The following is a 21,301-nucleotide window of genomic DNA, read 5'->3' on the forward strand; positions in this document are numbered from 1 at the left end:
TCCGCCCGGCGATCGATCCCGCCCCACCGCGCCTACTCCGCAAGGTGGAGGCTCCGGCACCGCCGGGGGCGCTTAGCGTGGGCACATGACATCCGGTACGACTCCCGGGACGCGCACCTGGCGGGCGGCGGCGGAGGCCGCCCTGTACGGCCCGGGCGGCTTCTACCACCGCCCCGAGGGCCCCGCGGGCCACTTCCGCACCTCCGTCCACGCCTCCCCGCTCTACGCGGGCGCCGTCGCCGAACTGCTCCGCCGCGTCGACGACGCCCTCGGCCACCCCCCGGAGCTGACCTTCACCGACCTCGGCGCGGGCCGCGGCGAGCTGGTCACCGGCGTCCTCGCGCACTGCCCGCCCGGACTGGCCGCGCGGCTGCGCCCGTACGCCGTCGAGCGCGCCGCCCGCCCGGCCGGCCTCGACGAGCGGATCCGGTGGCAGGACGCACCACCCGAAGGGGTGACCGGCCTGCTCTTCGCCAACGAGTGGCTCGACAACGTCCCGCTCGACGTCGTCGAGACCGACGGCGCGGGGACGCCGCGGCAGGTGCTCGTCCAGGAGGACGGCGAGGAGCTGCCCGGCGACCCCGTCTCCGGCGCCGACGCCGCGTGGCTCGCCCGCTGGTGGCCGGTGCGGGACGCCCCGCCCGGCACCCGGGCGGAGATCGGGCGGACGCGGGACGAGGCGTGGGCCGCGGCGGTCGGCACCCTGCGGGCCGGCCTCGCCGTGGCCGTCGACTACGCGCACGAACGCGGCTCCCGCCCGCCCTTCGGCACCCTGACCGGCTTCCGCGAGGGCCGCGAGGTGCGGCCCGTGCCGGACGGCTCGTGCGACATCACCGCGCACGTCGCGCTCGACGCGTGCGCCGGGCCGGGCGCCCGGCTGACGACCCAGCGGGACGCCCTGCGCGCCCTCGGCGTGGACGGCGGCCGCCCGCCGCTCTCCCTCGCCTCGGCCGACCCCGCCGCGTACGTCCGGGCCCTGGGCACGGCCGGCGAGGCGGGCGAGCTGACCGCCCCCGGCGGCCTCGGCTCCTTCGGCTGGCTGCTCCAGCCGGTGGGGGACGAGTGCGCGGACCTGCTGCCGCCGGCTGAGAAACTGTTCCCATGACGGAGACGACGGTCGGCATCGGCGGCGCGGCGGAGAGCACCGACATGGTGCTCAACATCGGCCCTCAGCACCCCTCCACCCACGGGGTGCTGCGGCTGCGCCTCGTCCTCGACGGCGAGCGCGTGCGCAGCGCCGAGCCCGTGATCGGTTACATGCACCGGGGCGCCGAGAAGCTCTTCGAGGCGCGCGACTACCGGCAGATCGTCATGCTCGCCAACCGGCACGACTGGCTCTCCGCCTTCTCCAACGAGCTCGGCGTCGTCATGGCCGTCGAGCGGATGCTGGGCATGGAGGTGCCCGAGCGGGCGGTGTGGCTGCGCACGCTGCTGGCCGAGCTGAACCGGGTGCTCAACCACCTGATGTTCCTCGGCTCCTACCCCCTCGAACTGGGCGGCATCACCCCGGTCTTCCACGCCTTCCGCGAGCGCGAGGTGCTCCAGCGGGTGCTGGAGGAGGTCTCCGGCGGCCGGATACACTACATGTTCAACCGCGTCGGCGGCCTGAAGGAGGACCTTCCCGCCGGCTGGCTGGACCGGGCCCGCTCGGCGGTGGCCGAGGTCCGCTCCCGCATGGACGTCCACGACCGCCTGGTCCTCGGCAACGAGATCTTCCGCGGGCGCACCCGGGGCGTCGGCGTCCTCTCCCCGGAGACGGTGCACGCGTACGGCGTGAGCGGCCCCATCGCGCGGGCCTCGGGCGTCGACTTCGACCTGCGCCGCGACGAGCCGTACCTGGCCTACGGCGAACTCGGCGACGTCCTGGAGGTCGTCACCCGCGAGGAGGGCGACTGCCTGGCCCGCTTCGAGTGCCTCCTGGCCCAGACCCACAACTCGCTCGCCCTGGCCACGGCGTGCCTCGACCGCCTTGCCGACCTGCCTCCCGGCCCGGTCAACCAGCGCCTCCCCAAGGTCCTCAAGGCCCCCGAGGGCGCCACCTACACCTGGACCGAGAACCCCCTCGGCCTCAACGGCTACTACCTCGTCTCCAAGGGCGAGAAGACCCCCTACCGCCTCAAACTCCGCTCCGCCTCCTTCAACAACATCCAGGCCCTGACCGAGCTGCTGCCCGGCACGCTGGTCGCCGACATGGTGGCGATCCTGGGCTCGATGTTCTTCGTGGTCGGCGACATCGACAAGTAGCCGCCGGGGGACGGGGGTTGCCCCGGGGAGGGGCGGTGAAAGGACGGGGAGGGGGCGCGAGCCTCCCACCCCCTCCCGCGAGTTCTAGATCGCGCTGCGCAGCTCCGCCACGTCGATCTGCTCCGTCTCGTCGTGCGCCGTCAGGTCGATGACCCGCTCCGCGAGGGCCTCCTCGCCGACGACATCGGCGAGATCCTGCTCCTCGACGGGCGTCGGGGGCTCCGCCTTCGCCGCCGGCTTCCCCTTCGCGTTCCCGAAGAAGTCGAAGCCGCCCTGCTGCCGCGGCACCGGCACCGACGGCTGCCGCACGGGCAGGGCTCCGGCCGGCGGCGCCGAGGCCGCGGCCGGCACCACTTCGGCGGACGTGGCGGTGGCCGCGGGCGCGGCCGGAGCGATCGGCGCGGCCGGAGCGATCGGCTTCTCTTCAGCGGCCGGAGCGGCGGCCTCAGCAGCCTCGACGGCCTCGGCGGCCGAAGGGGCCGAGGGGGTCGAGGGGGCCTCCACGGTCTCCGCGGCCTCCGGCGCCTCCGGTGCCTGCGACGCCTGCGGCGTCTCCGCCGGCTCCGCCTCACGCCGTCCCAAATGCTCCAGCGCCTCGGCCGCCTTGCGATACGCCTCCGGCGACACCCGCCGCTCGGCCCGCGCCTGCATCGCCGACTCCAGCGCCTTGGCGACCCGCGGCACCCCGGCCGCGAGCGCGGGCCGGGCACCGGACGCGGACGAGGCCCCGTCCGCGTCCGCCCCGGCGGCCCCCGACGCCGCGGATTCCAGCAGGCGCGCCCGCCCCGTCTCCGCCGTCGCGTACCGCCGCAGCAGATCCGCGTGCTCCGTGCGCAGCCGCGCCAACTCGGCGCGCTTGCCGCGCAGTTTGGCCTCCAGCCGGGTGCGGGCCTGGCGGGTCTCCTCCAGGTCCGTCTCCAGCTCGGCGAGGCGCTCGTCCGTCTTCCACTCGTCCCGCGTACGGGCCGCGGTGAGCCGGGCCACCTGCTTGCCGGCGGACCGGTCCCAACGGCGCATCAGGACCGACCCGACCACCGCCGCGGCGGCCGCCCCGGCGGCCAGGCCGCGTATGACGAGCGGTTCGCCCACGGTCCAGGCGCCGGCCGCGCAGGCGACGGACGTCGCGGCGACCAGAGAGGGGGGAAGAAGCCGGTGCAGGGAAGTGGAATGGCGGTGGCGTCCTCGTGGCATGGCCAGAAACTTACCGTGCGTCGCCTCGAAAGTGTGACCCGACCACCAAACCGTTCCCTTGATCTTATGTTGTCCCTACTTCCTCAGCAGTCGCTTCTCCTTGAGGTACCGCGCGGCGACATCCGCCGGCTTGAGCCGCTCGGCGTCCACCTTCTTGTTGAGATCGGTGAGGTCGTCCGTGGTCAGCACCTTGTTGAGTTTGCCGAGCGCTTCCACGACCTGCCGCGAACCGGCCTTCCGCGCATTCACCACCGGCAACACGTTGTCGGAGTTCTGCAAGTTCTTGTCGTCGTCGAGCACGACCAGACCGAACTGCTCCAGCGTGCCGTCCGTCGTGGTCGTCAGGACCATCTGGTCCTTGCCGTTCCTGACCGCCTGTTTGGCCTGGGTGCTGCCCACCTCCAGCGGGTCTATCGCGGTGACGTCGATGCCGTAGACGCTCCGCAGCCCCGGTGCGCAGAAGGGCCGCGCACGGCATTCGTCACCCGCCGCCAGCCGCACCGGCTCCTTCGCCCTCCCGAGGTCGGAAAGCGTCGTGAGCTGGTGTTCCTCGGCGAAGTCCGCGGTCACGGCGAAGGCGTTCTGGTCGACGGCGCGGCCGGGGTCGAGCACCGCGAGCCCGCGCGGTTCGGCGAGTTTCCGCAGGGCCTTCACCGTGACGGCCGGGTCGGCGGAGGCGACGGGCGGCGCGTCCTTCCCGTTCTGCTTCTTGTTCAGAAATTCGGCGAGGGTGGCCGCATACTCCGGCACGACATCGATCTGCCCCTTCTCCAGCGCCGGTTCATACAGCTCACGGGCGTCCACGGTCTTGATCGAGGTGGAATATCCGGCGTCCTTCAACAGCCCCGCGTATATTTCAGCGAGCACCTTCGACTCGGTGAACGAGGCGGAACCGATCACCAGCGTTCCCCGGCCGGAGGCGGCCGAACCTCCTCCCCCGCCGGACTTCTCCAGGCTGTCCCCGGCGCAGCCCGCCAGACCGGCCGTCAGGGTGGCGGCTCCCGCCAGCCCCAGGACGGTGCGGGCGGTGCGCGGACGGCGCGGGACGGTGCCGGTCATACGGCGCTCCATTCGTTCGGGACGGGTGACGTGCGCTCGGCGGACTCCTCCGGCCCCGGCCCGGGGCCCGGGGCCACCGGACCGCGGCGCCGCCGCGCCCGGCCCAGCCACCGCTCCAGGGCCACGAACACGCCCTCGACCAGCAGCGCCAGCGCGGCCACGAGCAGCGCCCCGGCGACCACCTGCGCCGTGTCGGTGAGCCGGAACCCCGCCGTGATGATCCGGCCGAGGCCGCCGCCGCCCACCATCGCGGCGATGGAGACGGTGGCCACCACCTGGACGGCGGCGGACCGCACCCCGGTCATCACCAACGGCAGCGCCAGCGGGAGTTCGACCCGGCCGACCACCTGACGGCCCGACATGCCCATGCCCCGGGCCGCCTCGACGACGTCGCGGTCGACCTCCCGCATGCCCACATAGGCGTTGGTCAGCAGCGGGGGTATCGCGAAGAGCACGAGGGCCAGGACGGTCGGCCACGGCTCGTACGCCCCCAGCGGCCCCAGGGTGAGCAGCACCAGCACCGCGAAGGTGGGCACCGCCCGGCCCGCGTTGGACAGGTTGACCGCGAGGGCGCCGCCACGGCCGGTGTGGCCCAGGACGACGGCCAGGGGCAGGGCGACGGCGCACGAGAGGGCCAGGCAGACCGCGGTGAGCTCCAGGTGCTCGGCGAGCCGGTGCCACACCCCGTCCGGGCCGGACCAGTGCGCCCCCGTGGCCAGCCACGCCCAGGTGCGGGAGATCACGTCCATCGGGCGACCGCCGCCTTCCGCTTCCGGCCGGCCCTCGTCCACGGCGTCAGCAGCCGCTGGAGGCCCAGCAGCAGCATGTCGGCCACGACGGCCAGCAGGACGCACAGCACGGACGCGGTGAGGACCTCGGCCTTGAAGATGCTGTGCAGTCCCTCGTAGATGAGGTTGCCCAGGCCGCCGTAGCCGGTGAGCGCGCCCACCGTGGTGAGCGACACGGTGGACACCGTGGCGATGCGCACGCCGGCCATCACCGCGGGCAGGGCGAGCGGGAGCTCCACCGTGAGCAGCAGCCGCACCGGGCCGTAGCCCATGCCCCGCGCCGCCTCCCGGGCCTCCTCGGGCACCGCGGCCAGACCGGCCAGGATGTTGCGCACGAGGATCGTGAGCGAATAGAGCACCAGCCCGGTGACCACGACCGCCGCCGACAGCCCGAAGACCGGCACCAGCAGCGAGAACATCGCCAGCGACGGAACCGTGTAGAGCACCGTCGTCAGCCCGAGCACCGGGCCCGCCACCCCCCGCCGCCGGCGCGCGGCCAGCGCCAGCGGAAAGGCGATCAGCAGGCCGACGGCCACGGACACCACCGTGATGCCGACGTGCTGGAGCGTCGCGTCCGTCAGCTCCTGTCCTCTGGTGCGCACGTACTCGGCGCAGATCCAGTCGTTGCGGATCAGGCAGTTGCCGGTCTCCCCCGCCATGTGCGCTCACCTCCCCCTGGGCCTTCACCGACGGTCACCAGCGACCCTAACCCCGGCCACTGACAATCGCCCGCGGGCGGACCCGCGCCTGTCACACCCGACCCGCACAATGGACGACGTGATCCGTTTCGAGCACGTGACCAAGCGCTGGGCCGACGGCACGACCGCCGTGGACGACCTGTCCTTCGAGGTCGCCGAGGGTGAGATCGTCACCCTCGTCGGGCCGTCGGGCTGCGGGAAGACGACGACCATGAAGATGGTCAACCGCCTCGAGGAGCCGACGAGCGGCCGGATCCTGCTGGACGGGGAGGACATCGCGGAGGGTGACCCGGTCGCCCTGCGCCGCCGCATCGGCTACGTGATCCAGCAGGTCGGCCTGTTCCCGCACCGGACGGTGCTCGACAACACCGCGACCGTCCCGCACCTCCTCGGCTGGCCGCGCAAGAAGGCCCGGGCGCGGGCGGCGGAGCTGCTGGAGCTGGTCGGCCTCGACCCCGCCGTCCACGGCGACCGCTACCCCGGCCAGCTCTCCGGCGGCCAGCGCCAGCGCGTCGGCGTCGCCCGGGCCCTGGCCGCCGACCCGCCGGTGCTCCTCATGGACGAGCCCTTCGGCGCGGTCGACCCGGTGGTCCGCGAGCACCTGCAGAACGAGTTCCTGCGCCTCCAGTCGCAGGTGCGCAAGACGGTCCTCTTCGTCACCCACGACATCGAGGAGGCCGTCCGGCTCGGGGACCGCATCGCGGTCTACGGGCACGGGCGCATCGAGCAGTTCGACGCGCCGACGGCGGTGCTGGGCGCGCCGGCCACGCCGTACGTCGCGGACTTCGTCGGGGCCGACCGGGGCCTGAAACGGCTGTCCGTCACCCCCATCGAGCGGGGCGACCTGGAGCTCCCGCCCGTGGTCCACCTCGACGACCCGCTCCCCGCGGCGGCCGAGCGGCTCGCCCGCGAGCGCGCCCACTGGGCGGTCGTCCTGGACGACGCGGACCGGCTGCACGGGTGGGTCGCGGCGGACGCGATCGCCCGGCCGGGAGGCGGGGCGGGCACCGTCCGCGACCGGGCCCGCCGCATGGACGCCTGGCTGCCGCTGGGGGCCTCGCTGAAGCAGGCGTTCAGCACGATGCTGCAGCACGACGCGGGGTGGATCGCGGTCGTGGACGGCTCCCGCGCCGACCACTTCCTCGGCGTCCTCACACCCGCGAGCCTCCACGAGGCGCTGCGCCGCTCGATCGGCGCGGACGCGGCCGGCTCGGAACGGGCCGACGTCGATCTCCGGACGGTGTCGTCCAAGGGGTGATCCCGCCCCCGCCCGGGCGAAGCCCCCGCGTCCCGGCGCGCACCGCGCGCCCAGGGGCGCAGCCCCCGCGCAAACGGATGAGGGCGGGGCGGGGAAGCGACCCCTACGCCGCCGACCCCGCCGTGGGCGGCCCCTCGTCCTCGTCCTCGGGCAGCTTGCACACGCGCTCCATGAAGAACGCCGCCGCCACCACGCACGCCCCCGCCAGCACGGAGGCACCGGCGTAGATCGCCTGATCCCGCCGCACGTCCGACTCCAGCCCGTCGAGCAGCAGGAAGACGCCCACACCGCCGTACGCCCCCGACACCAGGGCCGCCACGAGCGCGCTCGCCTGGCCGAAGACGACGGCCCGGGCCGCGAGCAGCGGATCGACGCCCTTCGCGCCGGGCCGGCGCTCGCGCTGGGCCCGCAGCCGGGCCCGGATCGAGAGCGCGGTCGCGAAGAGCACGACGGCGATGACCGCGAGGACGATCGGCGCGGCGACCGGCACACCCGGCAGCGTGCCGAAGGCGTCCCACAGCCGGGCACCGGCCCACGAGAGCACCCCGGCCGCGACGAACAGGCCGATCAGCACCCCGATCCGAAGTTGCTTCACCGAGCCGTCGCCCCTCGTCGTCATCTGATCGTCCGTACCCTCAACGCCGTACCCTCAACGCCTATTCGGGCAGCCGGAGTTCCAGGTCCGCCCGGGCCCGGACACCGGCCCGGTCGAGTCCGGCCAGCAGCTCGGCCACCGGACCGCGCCCCGGAACAACCGCCTCCGGATCCACGTCGTACCACGGAACCAGCACGAAGGCACGCTCGTGCGCCCGCGGGTGCGGCAACGTGAGCCGCGGGTCGTCGGAGACCACGTCCTGGTAGGTGACGATGTCGACGTCGATCGTCCGCGGGCCCCAGCGCTCGTCGCGCACCCGCTCGAACGCCTCCTCGATCGCATGGCCGCGCTCCAGCAGCGAGGCCGGCGGCAGCGTGGTCCTCACCAGCACGACCGCGTTGAAATACGTGGGCTGGGAGCCCGGATCGACCCCCCAGGGATCCGTCTCGTAGACCGGGGAGACCGCCTTGACCCGCACACCGGGGGTGTCCTCCAGGGCGTCGACCGCGCCCTGGAGCGTCTCCAGCCGGTTGCCCAGGTTGCTGCCGAGGGACAGCACGGCCCACTGCGGATTGCTCAGCGTCGTATCGGCGGCGTCCACCTGCTCCGTCACGGAGGAGGGCACCGGCTGCACGGTCGGGTCGCTGCTGCTCATACTCGGCTCCGGGTGATCGTGACGGTCACGTCGTCGAAGGGCACGGTGATCGGGGCGTCCGGCTTGTGCACGACGACCTCGACCTCCCGGACGGCGTCGTGCTTGAGGCACTGCTGGGCGATCCGCTCGGCGAGCGTCTCGATCAGATCGACCGGCTCGCCCTCCACGACGGCCACGACCTCCTCGGCGACCACGCCGTAGTGCACGGTCTTCGTGAGGTCGTCGGAGGCGGCGGCGGGCCGGGTGTCCAGGCCCAGCACGAGGTCCACGATGAAGGTCTGGCCCTCCTCGCGTTCTCGCGGGAAGACCCCGTGGTGCCCACGAGCCTTCAGGCCGCGCAGCGCGACACGATCCACACGAATCACTCCTGCTGGTCGTCGATGGGGGCACCGCCCGTGCCGGGGCGGCGGCAGAGGAACGAAACTCCCGTCCCCGGCCTTCGACCGGGATGCCCGACGTCGAATCTACCTGCGACCACCGACAGCACCCGTCCTCGGGTGCCCGTGCCGGTCCGTGCCGGGCGACCGGTCACCGGCGACGGCCGGTCCCGTCCGACGGCCCGTCCGGGGTGCGCCCGCGGTCCGTCCGGCCGGTGCAAGGGCACCCATACCCGCCCGGCGCACGGCTCGAACGAACGGCCACGAATCCCTCACGCCGCGGCGCCCGGCCCCTCGGGCCCCTCCTCCTCGTCCTCCCGGCCGGCCAGCACGGGCGAGCCGTGGTGCGACCACACCTTCCACTCCGAGCCCACCCGCCGGAAGGCGTTGGTCGCCACGACCAGCTGCCCCACCAGCGGCCCCAGCTCGCCCTCGGCCTCCGCCGGGGCGCCGCTGAGGATGTTCTCCGTGCAGGTCACCAGCGCCGTGTCACCGGCCACCGACACCTCGACGTCGGTCAGGAAGAACTGGATGTAGTCGGTGCTCGCCATGATCAGCGCGTACGAGCGGAGCACCTCGCCCCGGCCGCGCAGCACCGGCCAGCCCGGGTGGACGCACGAGACCTCGGTGTCCGGGTCGTCCAGCCACAGCCGGCTCATGGCCTCGGTGTCGCCCCGCTCGACCGCCTCGTACAGCGCCGTGTTGGCCTCCTCGACCCGCTCGCCGTCCGTCCGGGCCCGGCTCACACCGCCTCCTCGCCGGCCGCCGCCCGCTCGACGGCGCGCACCACGCGCACCGCGTCCGCGCTCGCGCCCACCTCGTGCACGCGCACCGCCCACGCGCCCTCACGCGCCGCCAGCGCGGAGACGGCGGCCGTGGCCGCGTCGCGCTCGCGGGCCGGCGGCGGGGCACCGTCCTGCCGGGCGAGCACCCGGCCCAGGAAACGCTTGCGGGAGGCCGCCACCAGCAGCGGCAGCCCCAGCTCGGCGCGGAGCAGGCCGAGCCGGGCGACCAGTTCGAGGTCGTGCTGGGCGTTCTTGGCGAAGCCCAGACCGGGGTCCACCACCAGCCGGTCCGGCTCGACGCCGCCGGCGACCACCGCGTCCACCCGGCGCCGCAGCTCGTCGACGACCTCGCCGGTGACGTCCGAGTAGACCGCCCGGCTGTTCATGTCCTCGCTGAAACCGCGCCAGTGCATCACCACGAACGGCACCCGGGCCTGCGCCGCCATCGGCACCATCGCCGGATCCGCGAGACCCCCGCTGACGTCGTTGACGAGCCCCGCGCCGGCCTCCAGGGCCGCCTCGGCGACCGAGGCCCGCATGGTGTCCACGGAGACCACCACGCCCTCACCGGCCAGCTCGCGCACCACCGGTATCACCCGCCTGCGCTCCTCGGCCTCGTCGACCCGCAGCGCGCCCGGCCGGGTGGACTCGCCGCCCACGTCCACCAGGTCCGCACCGCCGGCGACGAGGTCCAGACCGCGCTTGACGGCCGCGGCGGTGCCGAACCAGCGGCCGCCGTCCGAGAACGAATCCGGCGTGACGTTGACCACGCCCATCACCGCGCAGCGGCCCCACTCCGGCAGACCGACGGGACCGACGCGACCGTGCAAGCTCCTCATGCCGACCAGCCTAGGCCGTGGAACGCGACGGGCCCCCGCCGGACCGAGTCCGGCGGGGGCCCGCCCACGGCTCAGGGGGTCACGCGGCGCGCGTGACCTCCGCCTGCTCCACCCGCTCGTTCTCCATGTCGTCCGTCCGCGGCGGCGCCGGGCGGCGGCGCAGCAGCCGCGGCAGCTCCAGGAAGCCCTCGGCCTGCATCATCGCGAAGCCGATGCGCGGCAGGTCGCGACTGTTAGGGAAGACGATGAAGCGCGGCTCCCAGCGGGGCCGGAACTTCTCGTTGAACTTGTAGAGCGACTCGATCTGGAACCAGCGCGACAGGAACAGCAGCACCGCGCGCTGGATCCGGACCACCGGGCCGGCGCCGAGCTTGCCGCCGCGCTCCAGGGCGGAGCGGAAGAACGCGAAGTTCAGCGACATGCGCTTGATCTTCAGCTCGGGCGCGGCCTGGAGGAAGGCGACGATCAGCAGCTCGTTCATGCCCGGGTCGGCGCTGCGGTCGCGGCGCATGAGCTCCAGGGAGCTGCCGTCCTTGCCCCACGGCACGTAGTGCTGCATGGCGCGCAGGTCGCCGAAGGGCAGGTCCTCGCCCTCCTCCGGCTCCTTGTGGGCGGTGGCGATGATCGCGTCCAGGTCCTTGGGGTCGCCGATGCGGCCCAGGGCCATGGAGAAGCCGCGCTCCTCCTCGGTGTCCCGCCAGGCGTTGGCCGCCTTCTGGACGACCTCCAGCTCCTCGGGGGTGAGGTCGCCGACGCGGCGGACCTTGGTGGTGTAGCCGTTGCGCTCGATGCGCTTGACCATCTGGCGGACGTTGCGCATGGAGCGGCCGCTGAGGCTGAAGTCCGCGACCTCGACGATGGCCTCGTCGCCCATCTCCAGGGCGTCCAGGCCGGTCTCGCGGGTCCAGACCTCGCCGCCGGTCTCGCTGCAGCCGTTGACGGCGGGGGTCCAGGAGTGGCGCTTGGCCAGCTCCATGAACTTCTCGATGGCGCCCGGCCAGGCCTCGACGTCACCGATGGGGTCGCCGCTGGCGAGCATGACGCCGGAGACGACGCGGTAGGAGACGGCCGCCTTGCCGGAGGGCGAGAAGACGACGCTCTTGTCGCGGCGCAGCGCGAAGTGGCCCAGCGAGTCGCGCTCGCCGTGCTTGGCGAGCAGCTCGCGCAGCCGGTCCTCGTCCTCCTCGGTGAGGACGGCCGCGGGGTAGGCGGGCCGGAAGGCGAGGAACGCGGTGGTGGCCAGGGTCAGCAGGCCGAGGGCGCCGAGCGAGTAGCCCACGATGTAGTCGACGCCGCCGGTGTAGCGGACGGAGCCCTCGAAGCCGAAGAGGCCCCACAGGACGTGCTCGGCCTGCTCCAGGACCGGCGGGTCGCCGACCATCTGGTCCGGGTGGGAGCCGACGATGACCCAGCCGAGGCCGAAGCTGGCGCAGCTCATCACGATGAAGTTGGCCAGCGCCTTCCAGCGGCTGCGCGGGTCCGGCAGCGCGGTGAAGGCGTTGCGGTGGCGCACCAGGTAGGCGAAGAGCAGCAGCGAGAAGACCGCGCCGGCGATCGAGTGCCGGTAGACGAGGTGTGCGGCGGCGCCGACCGGCAGCACGATCACCGCGGCCCACCAGGCGAGCGACTTGGCACGCTTGAGGCCGTGGGCGAGCATGAGCAGCAGGATGCCGACGACGATCGACGCGGCGGCGGCGAGCTGGGTCACGGCGCCGGGCAGCACCTCGGCGAGGGCGTGGATGCGGCTGAAGCGGAACCGGGGGAAGACCCCGGCCGCGATGTCCATCAGGCCGATGACCGCGGCCACCGTGCCGACGACGGAGGGCACACGCTCGGGCCGCGGGCCCTTGGCCATGCGTGCAAGCACCGACAGCCACTTCGAACCCGAAGGAACCCCATCGGACTTTTTGCCATCTTCCCTGACAGACATCTCTTCCCGTCGTCCATGTCGAGTGGGCATACGGCATCTGGCCGTACCGCTCCGGACAATGTGCGCCCTGTAGGACGACGGTTTCGGGGCTGAGGTTCCGCCGGGGCCGGGCCCGGAAAGAAGTAACCATTCCGCGATCCGGGCGCCGGGTCGCTCGGCAGAAAGCACCTCATGGGTCTCACCAGCAAGACGGTTCTCCTGCTGGCCGCAGTGCTCGCGGTAGTGCTCTTCGCACTGACCGTGTGGCTCTGGCCGCGCCTCGGCAAGAAGGGCGTGGGCCCGGTCCTCGGCCGGGTCGGCATGCTGATCGTCACCCAGCTGTCCCTGTTCGCCGCCATCGGCCTCTACGCGAACTACTCGTTCGGCTTCTACGCCTCCTGGGCCGACCTCTTCGGCCAGGAGCAGGACCAGGGCGTGGTCGTGGACCACAGCGCGGGCCGGAAGCAGGTCCAGGTGGTCGGCGTCCAGCAGGTGAACGTGCCGCGGGCCTCGGTGCCGCGCGTGGCGGGGCAGATCGAGAAGGTCAACATCCAGGGCCCGCAGTCGAAGATCGCCAGCCCGGCCTTCGTCTATCTGCCGCCGGAGTACTTCCAGCCGGAGTACGCCAAGCGCACCTTTCCCGCCTCCGTCGTCCTGACCGGCTACCCGGGCACCGCCGAGGCGCTGATCAAGGGCCTGCACTACCCGCAGACCGCGCACAAGCTGGCCAAAGAGAAGAAGATGCAGCCGACCATCCTCGTGATGATGCGGCCGACCGTCGCCCCGCCCCGGGACACCGAGTGCATGGACATACCCGGCGGCCCCCAGACCGAGACCTTCTTCGTCAAGGACCTCCGCAAGGCGCTCTCGCAGCAGTACCGGATCGGCACCGAGGCCCGGAACTGGGGCATGATCGGCGACTCGACCGGCGGCTACTGCGCGCTCAAGCTCGGCATGCGCCACCCGAACGCGTACGGCGCGGTGGCCGCCCTCTCCGGCTACTACAAGGCCCCGCAGGACCCGACGACCGGCTCCCTCTTCGGCGGCAGCAAGAAGCTGGAGCAGGAGAACGACCTGATGTGGCGGCTGAAGCACAAGCCGCTGCCCAAGATCTCGATGCTGGTCACCAGCAGCAAGCAGGGCGAGCACAACTACAAGGACACGATGAGGTTCATCGACCTCGCCGCCAAGCACCCGACCCGCGTCTCCTCGATGATCCTGGAGAGCGGCGGCCACAACTTCAACACCTGGCGGCGCGAGATCCCCGGCACGCTCCAGTGGATCGGCGGCCGCCTCAGCGCCTGACCCCCGGGCCGCCTCAGCGGCCGGACATGATCAGGCTCATCGCCTCCGCGCGGGACGCGGGGTCACGCAGCTGGCCCCGCACCGCGGAGGTGATCGTCTTCGCCCCGGGCTTGCGGATGCCGCGCATGGACATGCACATGTGCTCGCACTCGATCACCACGACGACGCCCCGGGCCTCCAGGATCTCCGTCATGGAGTCCGCGATCTGCGTCGTGAGCCGCTCCTGCACCTGCGGCCGGCGGGCGTAGACGTCCACCAGCCGGGCCAGCTTCGACAGCCCGGTGATCTTCCCGCTGGTGGCCGGGATGTAGCCGATGTGCGCGACCCCGTGGAACGGCACCAGGTGGTGCTCACAGGTGCTGTAGACCTCGATGTCGCGGACCAGCACCATCTCGTCGTGCCCCAGGTCGAAGGTCGTGGTCAGCACGTCCTCCGGCTCCTGCCAGAGCCCGGCGAATATCTCCTTGTACGCGCGGGCCACCCGCGCCGGGGTCTCCCGCAGACCCTCCCGGTCCGGGTCCTCGCCGACCGCGATCAGCAGCTCGCGAACGGCGTTGACGGCCCGCTTCTCGTCGAATTCCCCGATGGAACGCTCGCCGTCCAGGGTGACCGGATCGATCATGGAGTTGCCCTCGTTCTCTCGTGCGTACGCGCTGTGCCGGCGGCCTCACGCGCGTACACATGCGCGATGCCGCGCCCCCCAGGCTAGAACCTGGGTGACGCGGCATCCATTCCGGGCCACGTGACCACCGTTACTCGGGGCGGACGTCCTCCGGGAGCTCCACCGAGTCCACGGCGGTCACGCCGTTGCTCGGGGCGAGCTCCTTGGGGGAGAGCACCGGCGGGCGGCTGGAGGGCGTACGGCGCGAGGAGCCGGTCCAGGCCGGGCGGGCCGGGCGCTTCACGACGTGCTTGAAGATCTCGGCGATCTCCTCCTTGTTCAGCGTCTCCTTCTCCAGGAGAGCCAGGACGAGGTTGTCGAGGATGTCGCGGTTCTCGACGAGGATCTCCCACGCCTCGTTGTGCGCGGTCTCGATGAGCTTCTTGACCTCTTCGTCGACCAGCGCCGCGACCTCTTCCGAGTAGTCGCGCTGGTGCGACATCTCACGGCCGAGGAACGGCTCGGAGTTGTCGGAGCCGAACTTGATCGCGCCGAGGCGCTCGGTCATGCCGTACTGGGTGACCATCGCGCGGGCCGTGGCGGTGGCCTTCTCGATGTCGTTCGCGGCGCCCGTGGTCGGGTCGTGGAAGACGAGCTCCTCGGCCGCGCGGCCGCCCAGCATGTAGGCGAGCTGGTCGAGCATCTCGTTGCGCGTGGTCGAGTACTTGTCCTCGTCGGGGAGGACCATCGTGTAGCCGAGGGCGCGGCCGCGGGACAGGATCGTGATCTTGTGGACCGGGTCGGAGTTCGGGGAGGCCGCCGCGACCAGGGCGTGTCCGCCCTCGTGGTACGCGGTGATCTTCTTCTCCTTGTCCGACATGATCCGGGTCCGCTTCTGCGGGCCGGCCACCACGCGGTCGATCGCCTCGTCCAGCATGTGGTTGTCGATCAGCTTGCGGTCGCTGCGGGCCGTCAGCAGGGCGGCCTCGTTCAGCACGTTCGACAGGTCGGCGCCCGTGAAGCCCGGCGTACGGCGGGCGACGGCCGCGAGGTCGACGTCCGGGGCGACCGGCTTGCCCTTCTGGTGGACCTTGAGGATCTCCAGACGGCCCTGCATGTCGGGGCGGTCGACGGCGATCTGCCGGTCGAAGCGGCCCGGGCGCAGCAGCGCCGGGTCGAGGATGTCGGGCCGGTTGGTGGCGGCGATCAGGATGACGCCGCCCTTGACGTCGAAGCCGTCCATCTCGACGAGGAGCTGGTTGAGCGTCTGCTCGCGCTCGTCGTGGCCGCCGCCGAGGCCCGCGCCGCGGTGCCGGCCGACGGCGTCGATCTCGTCGACGAAGACGATGGCCGGCGCGTTGGCCTTGGCCTGCTCGAACAGGTCACGGACCCGGGAGGCGCCCACACCGACGAACATCTCGACGAAGTCGGAGCCGGAGATCGAGTAGAACGGGACGCCGGCCTCGCCCGCGACGGCGCGCGCGAGCAGCGTCTTGCCGGTGCCGGGCGGACCGTAGAGCAGCACACCCTTGGGGATCTTGGCGCCGACCGCCTGGAACTTCGCCGGCTCCTGGAGGAACTCCTTGATCTCCTGGAGCTCCTCGACGGCCTCGTCAGAGCCGGCCACGTCGGCGAAGGTGGTCTTCGGGGTGTCCTTGGTGATCAGCTTGGCCTTGGACTTCCCGAAGTTCATCACCCGGGAGCCGCCGCCCTGCATCTGGTTCATCAGGAACAGGAAGACCACGACGATGAGCACGAACGGCAGCAGGGAGAGCAGCACCCCGATGAAGGGGTTCTGCTTGGACGTCGCGACGTTGTAGCCCTCGGGCAGGACGTCCTTGTTCTTCTGGTCGACCTCGTCCTGCAGCATCTTGGACAGCTGCACGCCCTGGTCGCCGATGTAGTTCGCCTGGACCTTGCTGCTGCCCTTGACCTTCTCGCCGGGCTTGAGCTCGATCTTGATCTTGTTCTCGTCGCCCGTCGTCAGCTCGGCCGACTTCACCTTGTGGTCGCGGATCGCCGCGACGACCTGAGAGGTGTCCACCGACTTGTAGCCGCCGGACGAGCCGACGACCTGCATCAACACGACCACGGCGAGGACGGCCAGCACGATCCACATGACCGGCCCACGGAAGTAGCGCTTCACGTCCATCCATACGGGGCGCAAGCGCCCCGTCCCTCCTGCCACAGTGAGGCACGGTGCCCCCTGGACGGGGGTGCCTGTGCGTACGGTGTTCTGCTCGACCTTGCAGTACGTGACTCAGAACTGCTTGAAAAGACTGACCTTCGGACGGTACCCCAGCATTGTCACCCGACGACGCCGCAGACGGTCAACAAATCCGTCTTCCCCTCCTCCAACGGCGGAAAACCGTGCGGGGTTCCCGGCGGCCTCGATGACCGGTGTGGGGACCGTCCCCCCAGGTCAGGGGAGTCTCAGCCGCCGTAGACGTGCGGCGCGAGGGTGCCCACGAAGGGCAGGTTGCGGTACTTCTCCGCGAAGTCGAGACCGTACCCCACGACGAACTCGTTCGGGATGTCGAAGCCGACCCACTTCACGTCGATGGCCACCTTGGCCGCCTCCGGCTTGCGCAGCAGGGTGACGACGTTGAGCGACGCCGGCTCGCGGGAGCCGAGGTTCGACAGCAGCCAGGAGAGCGTCAGGCCGGAGTCGATGATGTCCTCGACGATCAGGACGTGCTTGCCCTTGATGTCGGTGTCGAGGTCCTTCAGGATGCGGACCACGCCGGAGGACTGGGTGCCCGCGCCGTAGGAGGACACGGCCATCCAGTCCATGGTGACGGGGTTGGACAGCGCGCGCGCCAGGTCCGCCATCACCATCACGGCGCCCTTGAGGACGCCGACGATGAGCAGGTCCTTGCCCGCGTACTCCGCGTCGATCTTCGCGGCCAGCTCGGCCAGCTTCGCGTCGATCTCTTCCTTGGTGATGAGCACCGACTTGAGGTCGGTGCCCATGTCCTTGTCGTCCACCCGCGCCACTCTCGTTCGATGGAGGATCGTCCGGCCTCCGGGCTTCCTGCCGCCCGGTCCGGACCGGCCGGGCCCGGACCGTGATCGTTCACGGCCGTTCGAATCAGCCCTGCCGGAGGACCAGTCTGCCACCATGCCGCCGGACCGCGACGCGCCCGGGGAGGTTGATGGCCCGCTGCCCCCGCCAGCCGGTGATCAGCCGGTCGACCTCCTCGATGTGCCGGGCGAAGAGCGAACCGGCCGGGGAACCGGCCTCGATGGCCGCGCGGCGCAGCACCCGGCGGCGCACCGCGGCGGGCAGCGCGTAGAGCTTGGCGACCTCCAGGGCGCCGCTGTCGTCCCGGACGGACGGCTCGACGGCCACGGCCCAGGAGTCGAGGGCGTCGGCGTCGTCGCGGGAGAGCTGGGCGGTGCGGGCCAGCGCCTCGACGACGCCCTTGCCCAGGGCCTTCTCCAGGACGGGCAGGGCCTCGTGGCGGACGCGGGAGCGGGTGTAGGCGGGGTCGGCGTTGTGCGGGTCGTCCCAGACGGGCAGCGACTGGACCATGCAGGCCTTGCGGGCGGTCTGCCGGTCGAGCCCCAGGAACGGCCTGCGGTAGCGGCCGCCGACGCCGGAGGCGACGGCCATGCCGGACAGGGAACGGGTGCCGGAGCCGCGGGCCAGCCCGAGGAGCACCGTCTCGGCCTGGTCGTCGCGGGTGTGCCCGAGGAGGACGGCGGCGGCGCCGAGCCGCTCGGCGGCCTCGTCGAGGGCGGCGTAGCGGGCGTCGCGGGCGGCGGCCTCGGGACCGCCCTCCCGGCCGACGGTCACCTGGAGCGCCTCGACGGGGTCGAGCCCGAGGGCGCGGAGGCGGACCGCCACTTCGGCGGCGCGGAGGTCGGAGCCCTCCTGGAGGCCGTGGTCGACGGTGACGCCGCCGGCGCGGACGCCGAGGCGGGGGGCCTCGAAGGCGAGGGCGGAGGCGAGCGCCATGGAGTCGGCGCCGCCGGAACAGGCGGCCAGCACGAGCGGCGAGCGGGGGCCGCCGTGGGAGCCGGCGGAGGGGTCGGCGGGGGGAGCGGGGGTGAGGACGTCGTGGAGTACGCGGCGGACCGCCAGGCGTATCGCGGCGACCGCGGGGTGTGGACCCATGTCCGAGTGTCCAATCGTTCCAGCGAGGAGCCAACGGGAAGGGGGGTGCGGGGACGTGCGGACCGCCCCCGTCACGCTGTGTGCGTAGATGGTGACAGAGACGAGCCTTTACCCGAGCATCGCACGCCCACCCCTGGCACACGGTCCCTCGGACGGGTGATTACGGGAGCGTTCATCCGTCACGGGGCGCTGCGGGGTCACCCGTCGGAGCGACCGTGCACCCGGGCGACCCAGTCCGCGGGTTTGGCGATCTCGGTCTTCGTCGGGAGGGTGTTCGGCGAGGTCCAGACCCTATTGAAGCCCTCCATGCCGACCTCGTCGACAACAGCGCGCACGAACCGTTCACCGTCACGGTACTGCCGCAGCTTGGCGTCGAGACCCAGCAGTTTCCGCAGCGCCGCGTCCAGCCGGCCCGCGCCGGTGGCCCGCCGCTGCTGGAACTTCTCGCGGATCTCGGCGACCGTCGGGACGACCCGCGGGCCCACGCCGTCCATCACGTAGTCGGCGTGGCCCTCCAGGAGGGACATCACGGCCGTCAGCCGGCCGAGGATCTCCCGCTGGGCCGGGGTCTGGACGAGGTCGACGATGCTGCGGCCGCCGCGCTCCTCCTCGTCCTCCGGCGGCCGGCCGCCGGCCAGCGTCTGCAGCGCCTCCCGCAGCCGCTCCAGCAGGGTGGCCGGGTCGACCTCGGTCTCGGCGAGGAACGTCCGGACCTCGCCCTCGATGTGGTCGCGCAGCCAGGGGACGGCGGTGAACTGCGTGCGGTGCGTCTCCTCGTGCAGGCACACCCACAGCCGGAAGTCGTGCGGGGCGACGTCGAGTTCGCGCTCGACGTGGACGATGTTCGGGGCCACCAGCAGGAGCCGGCCGCCGCCCTCGGCGCCGGGCAGCTCCCGGGTGGGCGGGGCGAAGGTCTCGTACTGGCCCAGTACCCGGGACGCCAGGAACGACAGCAGCATCCCCAGCTCCACGCCGGTCACCTTGCCGCCGACCGCGCCCAGCACGGCGCCGCCGGGCAGGTTGCCGCGGCGGTCCTGCATCTTCTCCAGCAGCGGGCCGAGCACGGCACGGAACCCGGCGACGTTCGCCCTGATCCAGCCGGCGCGGTCCACGACGAGGACCGGGGTGTCGCCGGCGGGGCCGCCCGGCGGGGACATCCTGGTGAAGGACCTGACGTGCTCCTCGGACGCCCTGGCGTGCCGTCGCAGTTCGGCGACGACGTCGCGGGCCTCGTCGCGGCCGACCTCCGGGCCCGGCCGCACGAGCCGCGTCGCCGTCGCCACCGCGAGCTTCCAGTCGACCATCTCCGCACCACCGATGCTCGTCATGGCTTCACGGTACGTGCTGCGGGGGCGGTGGCACAGGCGTGGGTTTCCGGCCCCGGTCCCTCCCTCCCACGGTTTCGGCGGGCCGCCGCGCGGGGCGGCTCACCGCACCGAGGCGACCCCGGCCGCCAGCCGGTCCAGCGCCCGCTGCGCCGCCTCCGGATCCGCCGTCCCGTCCGCCATGAACGCGAAGGCGAGCAGCCGCCCGCCGGCGGCGACGACCGTGCCCGCGAGCGTGTTGACCCCCGTCAGCGTGCCCGTCTTGGCCCGCACCAGCCCCCGTCCCTCCGCGGCGTCCGCGTAGCGCCCCCGCAGCGTCCCGCTGAACCCGGCCACCGGCAGCCCGGTGACGACCGGACGGAGTTCGGGGGCGCGGGCGGAGGAGGCGAGCGAGAGGAGGCGGGCCAGCAGGTCGGCGGAGACGCGGTCGGAGCGGTCGAGGCCGCTGCCGTCGGCGATCCGCACGCCGTCGGCCGGGAGGCCGAGCCGGGCCAGCCGAGCGGCCACCGCCCGCGCCGCGCCGTCGAAGCCCGCGGGCCGCCCGTCGGCCAGGGCGGTCTGCCGGGCGAGCGCCTCGGCGATGTCGTTGTCGCTGTTGGTCAGCGCCCGCTCGACCAGCTCGGACAGGGGCGCGGACGAGACGGCCGCGAGCCGGCGCGCCGAGGCCGGCGCACGCCCCTCCACCGGCTCGCCGTCCACCCGTACGCCCCGCTCCCCCAGCAGCCCCGCGAAGGCCCGGGCCGCGTCCCCGGCCGGATCGGCGGACCGCGGCGCGGGCCCGTGGTCGGAGTCGTCGAGGCGCCCCTCGTCGACCATCAGGGGGGTGACGGGCGCGAGGTTGTCGTTGGGCCCGATCGGGTGCTGTACGGGCCCGGCGTACCGCGAGACGTCGTACGTCAGCCGCGTGCGGGCCGTGCCGCGCGCGGCGAGCGCCCGCACGGTCGCGTCGGCCAGCGCGGGCAGGCTGGCGAAGCGTTCGCCGGACGCCGCCGGACGCGCGGTGAGCGTCGGGTCGCCCCCGCCGACGAGCACGATCCCGTCGTCCGTGAGCAGCACCGAGGTCTCGATCCGGTGGTCTCCGCCGAGCGCGGCCAGCGCCGCCGCGGAGGTGGCGAGCTTGATCGTCGAGGCCGGGGTGAGGGCCGCGCCCTCGTCGGCGCCGAACAGCCGCTCGCCCCGGGCGGCGTCCACGACGGACGCGGAGACGTGCGGGCCCAGCGCGGGGTCCTTGAGCAGCGGCTCCAGCGCCTCGGCCACCGCGTCCGCGGTGGGCGCGCGGCCGCCGGTCACGGGCCCGGCGAGCACCGGCCCCGCCGGGGGCCGCGCCGGGGCGGTCCGGGCGGAATGCGCCCGGTCGGCGGCTGCGGCCCGGACGCGTTCGGCCTTACGCTGTCCGCCGTCCCAGGGGCCGGCGGCGGACACCGCGCCCGCGGCGACGACCAGGCCCGCCACGGCCGAGACCGCCACGAACCGGGCGGTCCGGCGCCGCGTCAACGGCACCTCGCGCCACCGCACGGTCTGCCACCGTCCGCCAGCGGGCATTACGGACCAG

General features: G+C 72.9%; 20 protein-coding genes. 4 read left to right on the forward strand and 16 right to left on the reverse strand.

Annotation, left to right across the window (positions count from 1 at the left end; genetic code table 11):
* Positions 1-85 precede the first annotated feature (85 nt).
* Positions 86-1,105: an SAM-dependent methyltransferase gene (locus tag AC230_RS12895; protein ID WP_049716323.1), complete on the forward strand. Its 1,020-nt coding sequence runs from the start codon at positions 86-88 to the stop codon at positions 1,103-1,105.
* Positions 1,102-2,244, forward strand: a complete 1,143-nt coding sequence (locus tag AC230_RS12900; protein WP_049716324.1) for an NADH-quinone oxidoreductase subunit D — start codon at positions 1,102-1,104, stop codon at positions 2,242-2,244. Before AC230_RS12895 ends, AC230_RS12900 begins: the two co-directional genes overlap by 4 nt.
* An 84-nt stretch (positions 2,245-2,328) precedes the next feature.
* Here AC230_RS12900 and AC230_RS12905 read toward each other — a convergent pair whose 3' ends face one another.
* From AC230_RS12905 to AC230_RS12920, 4 genes are all read right to left on the reverse strand, one after another.
* Positions 2,329-3,435: a hypothetical protein gene (locus tag AC230_RS12905; RefSeq protein ID WP_049716325.1), complete on the reverse strand. Its 1,107-nt coding sequence runs from the start codon at positions 3,433-3,435 to the stop codon at positions 2,329-2,331.
* A 75-nt stretch (positions 3,436-3,510) separates the two neighbouring features.
* Positions 3,511-4,494 carry an ABC transporter substrate-binding protein gene (locus tag AC230_RS12910; protein ID WP_078871205.1) on the reverse strand — a complete coding sequence of 328 codons (984 nt, stop codon included), beginning with the start codon at positions 4,492-4,494 and terminating at the stop codon, positions 3,511-3,513.
* Entirely contained in the window at positions 4,491-5,243 is a 753-nt protein-coding gene (locus AC230_RS12915; RefSeq protein ID WP_049716326.1) for an ABC transporter permease, read from the reverse strand. The genes AC230_RS12910 and AC230_RS12915 overlap by 4 nt, the downstream gene beginning before the upstream one ends.
* A complete protein-coding gene (locus AC230_RS12920) occupies positions 5,234-5,941 on the reverse strand; it encodes an ABC transporter permease (protein WP_049716327.1) in 708 nt (235 codons plus the stop codon). The genes AC230_RS12915 and AC230_RS12920 overlap by 10 nt, the downstream gene beginning before the upstream one ends.
* Positions 5,942-6,059: 118 nt before the next feature.
* On the opposite strand from AC230_RS12920, the gene AC230_RS12925 reads away from it, so the two are divergent.
* Positions 6,060-7,238, forward strand: coding sequence for an ABC transporter ATP-binding protein (locus AC230_RS12925; protein WP_049716385.1), 1,179 nt, complete (start codon positions 6,060-6,062; stop codon positions 7,236-7,238).
* A 103-nt stretch (positions 7,239-7,341) separates the two neighbouring features.
* Here the strand turns inward: AC230_RS12925 and AC230_RS12930 are convergent, their stop codons facing one another.
* The 6 genes from AC230_RS12930 to AC230_RS12955 all read right to left on the reverse strand — a co-directional run bounded on the left by AC230_RS12930 (position 7,342) and on the right by AC230_RS12955 (position 12,419).
* Positions 7,342-7,833, reverse strand: coding sequence for a DUF3180 domain-containing protein (locus AC230_RS12930; protein ID WP_049716386.1), 492 nt, complete (start codon positions 7,831-7,833; stop codon positions 7,342-7,344).
* Positions 7,834-7,894: 61 nt separating this feature from the next.
* Positions 7,895-8,488, reverse strand: coding sequence for a 2-amino-4-hydroxy-6-hydroxymethyldihydropteridine diphosphokinase (folK, locus tag AC230_RS12935; protein WP_049716328.1), 594 nt, complete (start codon positions 8,486-8,488; stop codon positions 7,895-7,897).
* Positions 8,485-8,844, reverse strand: coding sequence for a dihydroneopterin aldolase (gene folB, locus AC230_RS12940; protein ID WP_049716329.1), 360 nt, complete (start codon positions 8,842-8,844; stop codon positions 8,485-8,487). Before folB ends, folK begins: the two co-directional genes overlap by 4 nt.
* A gap of 293 nt (positions 8,845-9,137) precedes the next feature.
* Positions 9,138-9,611, reverse strand: coding sequence for a nuclear transport factor 2 family protein (locus AC230_RS12945; RefSeq protein ID WP_049716330.1), 474 nt, complete (start codon positions 9,609-9,611; stop codon positions 9,138-9,140).
* On the reverse strand, positions 9,608-10,489 hold the full coding sequence (folP, locus tag AC230_RS12950) for a dihydropteroate synthase (RefSeq protein ID WP_078871208.1): 882 nt from the start codon (positions 10,487-10,489) through the stop codon (positions 9,608-9,610). Before folP ends, AC230_RS12945 begins: the two co-directional genes overlap by 4 nt.
* A 79-nt stretch (positions 10,490-10,568) precedes the next feature.
* Positions 10,569-12,419 carry a phosphatidylglycerol lysyltransferase domain-containing protein gene (locus tag AC230_RS12955; RefSeq protein ID WP_198535509.1) on the reverse strand — a complete coding sequence of 617 codons (1,851 nt, stop codon included), beginning with the start codon at positions 12,417-12,419 and terminating at the stop codon, positions 10,569-10,571.
* Between the two features lie 171 nt (positions 12,420-12,590).
* Between AC230_RS12955 and AC230_RS12960 the strand changes: the two genes are divergently transcribed.
* Positions 12,591-13,703 carry an alpha/beta hydrolase gene (locus AC230_RS12960; protein WP_049716333.1) on the forward strand — a complete coding sequence of 371 codons (1,113 nt, stop codon included), beginning with the start codon at positions 12,591-12,593 and terminating at the stop codon, positions 13,701-13,703.
* Positions 13,704-13,716: 13 nt separating this feature from the next.
* Here the strand turns inward: AC230_RS12960 and folE are convergent, their stop codons facing one another.
* The 6 genes from folE to dacB form a co-directional block, all read right to left on the reverse strand.
* Positions 13,717-14,325 (reverse strand): GTP cyclohydrolase I FolE, encoded by a 609-nt coding sequence (folE, locus tag AC230_RS12965; protein ID WP_049716334.1) that lies wholly within the window; start codon positions 14,323-14,325, stop codon positions 13,717-13,719.
* A 130-nt stretch (positions 14,326-14,455) separates the two neighbouring features.
* The gene (ftsH, locus tag AC230_RS12970; RefSeq protein ID WP_049716335.1) at positions 14,456-16,456 is read right to left on the reverse strand and encodes an ATP-dependent zinc metalloprotease FtsH; all 2,001 of its coding nucleotides are present in this window, start codon (positions 16,454-16,456) and stop codon (positions 14,456-14,458) included.
* A 281-nt stretch (positions 16,457-16,737) separates the two neighbouring features.
* The gene (gene hpt / locus AC230_RS12975; RefSeq protein ID WP_004940393.1) at positions 16,738-17,277 is read right to left on the reverse strand and encodes a hypoxanthine phosphoribosyltransferase; all 540 of its coding nucleotides are present in this window, start codon (positions 17,275-17,277) and stop codon (positions 16,738-16,740) included.
* 118 nt (positions 17,278-17,395) lie between these two features.
* Complete coding sequence (gene tilS / locus AC230_RS12980; RefSeq protein WP_049716336.1) at positions 17,396-18,424, reverse strand: tRNA lysidine(34) synthetase TilS; 1,029 nt, start codon at positions 18,422-18,424, stop codon at positions 17,396-17,398.
* A 197-nt stretch (positions 18,425-18,621) separates the two neighbouring features.
* Positions 18,622-19,752, reverse strand: coding sequence for a zinc-dependent metalloprotease (locus tag AC230_RS12985; protein WP_049716337.1), 1,131 nt, complete (start codon positions 19,750-19,752; stop codon positions 18,622-18,624).
* A 99-nt stretch (positions 19,753-19,851) separates the two neighbouring features.
* Entirely contained in the window at positions 19,852-21,291 is a 1,440-nt protein-coding gene (gene dacB / locus AC230_RS12990) for a D-alanyl-D-alanine carboxypeptidase/D-alanyl-D-alanine endopeptidase (RefSeq protein WP_053161152.1), read from the reverse strand.
* Positions 21,292-21,301: the final 10 nt, after the last annotated feature.

The organism is Streptomyces caatingaensis (genome assembly GCF_001187435.1).
In the GTDB taxonomy this organism is placed as follows: Bacteria; Actinomycetota; Actinomycetes; order Streptomycetales; family Streptomycetaceae; genus Streptomyces; species Streptomyces caatingaensis.

Excerpts from the sequence above, each read along its gene's own strand:
- AC230_RS12895 (WP_049716323.1), top strand. The coding sequence starts at position 86 with ATGACATCCGGTACGACTCCCGGGACGCGCACCTGGCGGGCGGCGGCG.
- AC230_RS12900 (WP_049716324.1), top strand. The coding sequence starts at position 1,102 with ATGACGGAGACGACGGTCGGCATCGGCGGCGCGGCGGAGAGCACCGAC.
- AC230_RS12905 (WP_049716325.1), bottom strand. The coding sequence starts at position 3,435 with ATGCCACGAGGACGCCACCGCCATTCCACTTCCCTGCACCGGCTTCTT.
- AC230_RS12910 (WP_078871205.1), bottom strand. The coding sequence starts at position 4,494 with ATGACCGGCACCGTCCCGCGCCGTCCGCGCACCGCCCGCACCGTCCTG.
- AC230_RS12915 (WP_049716326.1), bottom strand. The coding sequence starts at position 5,243 with ATGGACGTGATCTCCCGCACCTGGGCGTGGCTGGCCACGGGGGCGCAC.
- AC230_RS12920 (WP_049716327.1), bottom strand. The coding sequence starts at position 5,941 with ATGGCGGGGGAGACCGGCAACTGCCTGATCCGCAACGACTGGATCTGC.
- folK (WP_049716328.1), bottom strand. The coding sequence starts at position 8,488 with ATGAGCAGCAGCGACCCGACCGTGCAGCCGGTGCCCTCCTCCGTGACG.
- folP (WP_078871208.1), bottom strand. The coding sequence starts at position 10,489 with ATGAGGAGCTTGCACGGTCGCGTCGGTCCCGTCGGTCTGCCGGAGTGG.
- AC230_RS12955 (WP_198535509.1), bottom strand. The coding sequence starts at position 12,419 with ATGTCTGTCAGGGAAGATGGCAAAAAGTCCGATGGGGTTCCTTCGGGT.
- AC230_RS12960 (WP_049716333.1), top strand. The coding sequence starts at position 12,591 with ATGGGTCTCACCAGCAAGACGGTTCTCCTGCTGGCCGCAGTGCTCGCG.
- folE (WP_049716334.1), bottom strand. The coding sequence starts at position 14,325 with ATGATCGATCCGGTCACCCTGGACGGCGAGCGTTCCATCGGGGAATTC.
- ftsH (WP_049716335.1), bottom strand. The coding sequence starts at position 16,456 with ATGGACGTGAAGCGCTACTTCCGTGGGCCGGTCATGTGGATCGTGCTG.
- hpt (WP_004940393.1), bottom strand. The coding sequence starts at position 17,277 with ATGGGCACCGACCTCAAGTCGGTGCTCATCACCAAGGAAGAGATCGAC.
- tilS (WP_049716336.1), bottom strand. The coding sequence starts at position 18,424 with ATGGGTCCACACCCCGCGGTCGCCGCGATACGCCTGGCGGTCCGCCGC.
- AC230_RS12985 (WP_049716337.1), bottom strand. The coding sequence starts at position 19,752 with ATGACGAGCATCGGTGGTGCGGAGATGGTCGACTGGAAGCTCGCGGTG.
- dacB (WP_053161152.1), bottom strand. The coding sequence starts at position 21,291 with ATGCCCGCTGGCGGACGGTGGCAGACCGTGCGGTGGCGCGAGGTGCCG.